The following is a 3,788-nucleotide window of genomic DNA, read 5'->3' on the forward strand; positions in this document are numbered from 1 at the left end:
GGCGAGATTCACACTGACTATGCGAAGGCCTTGTCGTCCGCCTGGCGCGATCGGCAGCGGCGCCCTGAAGTCCGTTGGCAGCACAGCTATGCGCGTTGCCAGCGCCTGCTTGCCCGCTCGCTGTACCGAGATGGGGAAGCCTTCGCTCAGATCCTCTTGGGGCAGGTGCCTGGACTCGATCATGGGACCCGGGTGCCGTTCTCGCTGGAGCTGCTGGAAGCGGACATGGTGCCGATGGACTACACCGATGCTGCCCGGGGCTTCGAGCATGGCATCCAGCGCAATGCCTGGGGGCGTGCGTCCAACTACGCTGTGCACAAGCGCCACCCGAGCGAGGCGGTGAGCCTGCGGCAAGACCCGAAGTCGATCCCGGCAGACCGCATGCTTCACCTGGCACACCTGCAGCGTATCGGTCAATCGCGCGGGGTGACTCGGTACGCCAGCGTCATTGGTCGCATCGAGGACATCAAGGATTACGAGGAGTCGGAGCGCATCGCGGCGAAGGTCGCCGCGATGTTGACCGGCTACGTGAAGCGCCAGGCGCCAGACGGCGGCGGCTACGAGGGCCCGCTGAAGGACGACAACGGCAACGACATCGCGCGCCAGATCGCGCTGTCCCCCGGCACCATCATCGACACGCTCGCGGTCGGTGAAGAAATCGGCCTGATCGACAGCAACCGCCCGAACCCGAACCTGGTCACCTTCCGCAACGGCCAGCTGCGTGCGTTCGCCGCCGGCATCGGTGCGAGCTACTCCAGTCTCAGCCGCAACTACGACGGCACCTACAGCAGTCAGCGCCAAGAACTCGTCGAGCAGTGGGTGCACTACGCCTGCCTGACCGACGACTTCGTCAGCATGTGCGTGCGGCCGACCGTCGAGAACTTCATCTTCGCGGCCGACTTCTCGAAAGTGGTGCCGACGCCGAAGGACGTGATGCCGGGGACCGAGGACGACGTGCTCTACATCGCGCCGTCGATGCCGTGGATCGACATGGCGAAGGAAGCCACAGCCTGGCTGACGTTGAGCCAGGCCGGCTTCATCAGCGAGGTCGAGGTGATCCGCAAGGCCGGGCGCAACCCCGACACCGTGCTGGAGCAGGTCGCCGAGTGGCGCCGCAAGGTCAAAGAGAAAGACCTGCGCTTCAGCAGCGACGTGACGAACCAGAACGCGAGCGGCCTGCCCAGCCCGCCGAAGCAGGGCGCCGCGCCAACCAAATCCAACAACGACGACCAGGAGGACAACGCCGATGAATGACCCCCGTACCCTGACCGATGCCGACATGCAGCGCATCGCTGAGAAGCTCGCTGCGCAGCTCGTGACCCAGCTSGGMGACGAGCGCACYGCRCAGCGCCTSGTCGRYGTKTGGGGCGGCTACGTCGACCGCCAGCTCGGTAAGGGCCTGCGGCGCTTTGCGATGTACGCGGTGATGGCGCTCCTCGGCCTGGGGGCAATCAAGTTTGACTGGTTCAGTCGTCTGCTCAGCAAGTGACCGACAGCGCCGAACGATTCCAAAACAGCACGACCACCTCGAAGACACCAGAACCAGGACAGGGACAACAGCGAATGGACTTCAACGTAGCCTACGAAGCCGTGCTCGGCAAGGAAGCCGGCTTCAGTGACGACCCGCGCGACAGCGGCGGCCAGACGAATTACGGCATCACCGAGGCGGTGGCGCGCGCCTTCGGCTACACCGGACCGATGCACCTGCTCGGCCTGGACCGGGCCAAGTCGATCTACCGCAGCCGATACTGGGACGCGCTGCAGCTCGACCAGGTCGCAAGCGCAGCCCCGGTCATAGCCGGCGAGCTGTTCGACACCGCGGTGAACCAGGGCACCGACCAGGCGGCCACCTTCCTGCAGCGCGCGCTGAACGTGCTGAACAAGGAAGGCAGCTGGTATCCCGACGTGAAGGCGGACGGCCGCATCGGCCCGATGACGCTGGCGTCGCTGCGGGAGTACACGCGCCGCCGCGGCGCCGAGGGACAGGTGGTGCTGCTGCGCGCCCTCAACGCACTGCAGGGTGTCTTCTACATCGAGCTGGCCGAGCGCCGCTCGAAGGATGAAGCTTTCGTCTACGGCTGGCTGCTGAACCGGGTTGAGATCACGACCGCAGCAGGAGGCAAGGCCTGATGGACCCGATCAGCACCGCATTCGCGCTCGCGCAGTTCGTGCCGGGCATCCTGAAGTGGATCACCGGCAGCGACCAGGCCGAGCAGGCCGCCAGCACTGTGATCGACATCGCCAAGCAGGTCACCGGCAAGGACACCGGCCAGGCCGCGCTGAGCGCGATTCAGGCCGATCCTGCTGCGCTGCTGGCGTTCCGCCAGGCGGTTATCGCGGCCGAGGCCGACCTCGACAAGGCCTTCCTCGCCGATCGGCAGGACGCCCGCAAGCGCGACGTGCAGCTCGCTCAGCTCGGCAGGACGACCAAGCGCGCGGACCTGATGATCGTCGGCGACGTGGTGGGCATGCTCGCCTGCCTGTCGGCGATGGTCTTCGTGACCTGGCTGGGCGTGACCAAGGGCGGCGACGTGAATCCGCTGATCATGGCGCTCAACGGCCCGCTCGGCATGCTGACCCAGCAGTTCGCCAACGGCCTGCGCGATGCGCACCAGTTCGAGTTTGGATCGAGCCGCGGGTCGGCAGAGAAGACGGAACTGCTGGCGAGGGCGCCGGCGCTCAAGTAGAGCGCTACTCGTCGTGAGTCAGCGGCTACCGTCCCAGAACTCATCGGTGTGGATGAGCACGGGGGAAATCCCCTCGCGCAGGTACATCCTGGAGACCATCTGGTGGAGCTCTTGCCGGTGGGATTCGTAGGCAGCAAGCCAATCCGATGGCCTTGGGCCGGCCAGAAAACGGTCTTCCAGAAATTCTCTTGAGACCAAGGCCCTGATGACCAATCCGCCGACGACAACGGCGAACCGGACGGACTCGCTTCCGGTGTCAACAATCGGTGCGCTGACGAACTCCTGCTGGATCATCTCGATGCTCCCATCGAATGCCGGAGTGCCCGGCGATTAGCCCGGATGCGCGATATTTTTCCGCTGCTCTTGCCACCGCGCAAGCGCTTTTTTAGAGCAAGTGCAGGCGTCTGCACATGTCAAAAGACAAGGCGGCTGCCGGAGTGCGCTAACACCCCGGCAGCCACCAAACCCACAGAGTCGACCTGTGAGCCCAGCCAAGGCCCTGCCACCTCCCGGGAGGCGGGGCGCAGTGTACCCACACCCAACTGGAGCCTCATGGCTAACCCAATCATTCCTTGGATCGGCGGCAAACGGCGCCTGGCCGATCTGCTGATTCCGCGCTTTCCGGCGCACAAGTGCTATGTCGAGGTCTTCGCCGGCGGCGCCGCGCTGTACTTCCTTCGCCCGCCGGCGGACGTGGAGGTCATCAACGACATCAACGGCGAGCTGGTGAACCTTTACCGCGTGGTGAAGCATCACCTCGAGGAGTTCGTGCGCCAGTTCAAATGGGCGCTGTCCAGCCGCGAGGTGTTCAAGTGGATCCAGGACACGCCCGCGGAGACGCTGACCGACGTGCAGCGCGCCGCGCGCTTCTACTACCTGCAGCACCAATGCTTCGGCGGCAAGGTGCAGGGGCAGACCTGGGGCACGGCGACGACGGCGCCGCCGGTGAACCTGCTCCGCATCGAGGAGCAGCTGAGCGCTGCGCACTTGCGCCTGGCCGGCACCTTCGTCGAGCGGCTGCACTGGAAGACCTGCATCGAGCGCTACGACCGGCCGCACACGTTCTTCTACCTGGATCCGCCGTACTGGCAGACCGAGGGC

Annotated in this window: 6 protein-coding genes; 5 read left to right on the top strand and 1 reads right to left on the bottom strand. The window is 65.4% G+C overall.

Features of this window, described 5'->3' with window-relative positions; translation table 11 throughout:
• Positions 1–30 precede the first annotated feature (30 nt).
• The 4 genes from AC1D15_RS21550 to AC1D15_RS21565 all read left to right on the top strand — a co-directional run bounded on the left by AC1D15_RS21550 (position 31) and on the right by AC1D15_RS21565 (position 2,687).
• Entirely contained in the window at positions 31–1,254 is a 1,224-nt protein-coding gene (locus AC1D15_RS21550) for a phage portal protein (protein ID WP_477827579.1), read from the top strand.
• Complete coding sequence (locus AC1D15_RS21555; RefSeq protein ID WP_477827574.1) at positions 1,247–1,489, top strand: hypothetical protein; 243 nt, start codon at positions 1,247–1,249, stop codon at positions 1,487–1,489. The genes AC1D15_RS21550 and AC1D15_RS21555 overlap by 8 nt, the downstream gene beginning before the upstream one ends.
• Before the next feature lie 74 nt (positions 1,490–1,563).
• Positions 1,564–2,130, top strand: a complete 567-nt coding sequence (locus tag AC1D15_RS21560) for a glycoside hydrolase family 108 protein (RefSeq protein ID WP_477827575.1) — start codon at positions 1,564–1,566, stop codon at positions 2,128–2,130.
• Positions 2,130–2,687: a hypothetical protein gene (locus AC1D15_RS21565; protein WP_477827576.1), complete on the top strand. Its 558-nt coding sequence runs from the start codon at positions 2,130–2,132 to the stop codon at positions 2,685–2,687. Before AC1D15_RS21560 ends, AC1D15_RS21565 begins: the two co-directional genes overlap by 1 nt.
• Positions 2,688–2,705: 18 nt before the next feature.
• On the opposite strand, the gene AC1D15_RS21570 is transcribed toward AC1D15_RS21565, so the two are convergent.
• Positions 2,706–2,981 carry a DUF1488 family protein gene (locus AC1D15_RS21570; protein WP_477827577.1) on the bottom strand — a complete coding sequence of 92 codons (276 nt, stop codon included), beginning with the start codon at positions 2,979–2,981 and terminating at the stop codon, positions 2,706–2,708.
• 258 nt (positions 2,982–3,239) lie between these two features.
• Between AC1D15_RS21570 and AC1D15_RS21575 the strand changes: the two genes are divergently transcribed.
• Positions 3,240–3,788, top strand: a 549-nt coding sequence (locus AC1D15_RS21575; RefSeq protein WP_477827578.1) for a DNA adenine methylase, incomplete at its 3' end; no start/stop codon positions are given.

This window comes from Rhizobacter sp. P2_H2, from assembly GCF_056403375.1.

Coding starts and splice junctions, on each gene's coding strand:
- AC1D15_RS21560 (WP_477827575.1), top strand. CDS start 1,564: ATGGACTTCAACGTAGCCTACGAAGCCGTGCTCGGCAAGGAAGCCGGC.
- AC1D15_RS21565 (WP_477827576.1), top strand. CDS start 2,130: ATGGACCCGATCAGCACCGCATTCGCGCTCGCGCAGTTCGTGCCGGGC.
- AC1D15_RS21570 (WP_477827577.1), bottom strand. CDS start 2,981: ATGATCCAGCAGGAGTTCGTCAGCGCACCGATTGTTGACACCGGAAGC.